Here is an 804-nt window from a genome sequence, read left to right as displayed (position 1 = left end):
ACCAATGCCCGCGAGCTGCTCGACCGCGAGGAAGAGCGCGCCAAGGAGCGCGTCGCCGAGCTGGAGCGTCGCCTTGCCCAGTTCGAAGGCGACATCTCGCGCGCCCAGCAGCAGACCATGGACGCCGACGTCGCGCTGCAGCGGCTCGACACCGAAGACGCCGAGTTGAAGGAAGAGATCAAGTCGCGCGTCGAGAAGCGCTCCGGCGTCGACGAGCGTGTCGGCGAAGCCGAGGCGGTGCTGACCGAGACCGAGCAGCAATTCGCCGAGCTCACCACCGCGCTCGCCGACCTCACCGCCAAGCGCAACCAGTTAGAGGCCAACGTCCGGACCCACCGCGACAAGCTCGCCCGGCTCGACCAGGAGATCGCGAACGTCGCCGCGGAAGAGCAGAAGCTTGCCGCTGAGACCGGCGGTTTCGGCGATCTCGACGAGCTGACCGCGACGGTCGAGACCGCGGAGCAGACACTTGCCGCTTCGGAAGCCGCGGCGCAGGCGAGCGAAGCCGCCCATGTCGCCGCTCGCCAGACGCTGGAATCCTCGCGCTCGCCGCTGGTCGAGGCCGACAAGCGCGCGCAGCGGCTCGAAACCGAGGCGCGCACGATCTCCAAGATCCTCAACGGCGAGACCAAGAATCTGTGGCCGCCGATCATCGACGGCATCACCGTCGACAAGGGCTTTGAAAAAGCCATCGGCGCCGCGCTCGGCGACGATCTCGACGCGCCGGTCGATCCGTCGGCGCCGATGCGCTGGACCAATGCCGGCGTCACCGATGGCGATCCCGAGCTGCCCGAGGGCGTCGTG

General features: G+C 68.5%; 1 pseudogene. It reads left to right on the top strand.

Features of this window, described 5'->3' with window-relative positions:
* A pseudogene (locus MOV75_RS40205) lies at positions 1–804 on the top strand (chromosome segregation protein SMC); the annotation flags it as partial.

The sequence above is a fragment of the Bradyrhizobium sp. PRIMUS42 genome (assembly GCF_023006515.1).
Taxonomy (GTDB): Bacteria; Pseudomonadota; Alphaproteobacteria; order Rhizobiales; family Xanthobacteraceae; genus Bradyrhizobium.
This window is presented reverse-complemented; position numbering and strand designations above follow the sequence as displayed.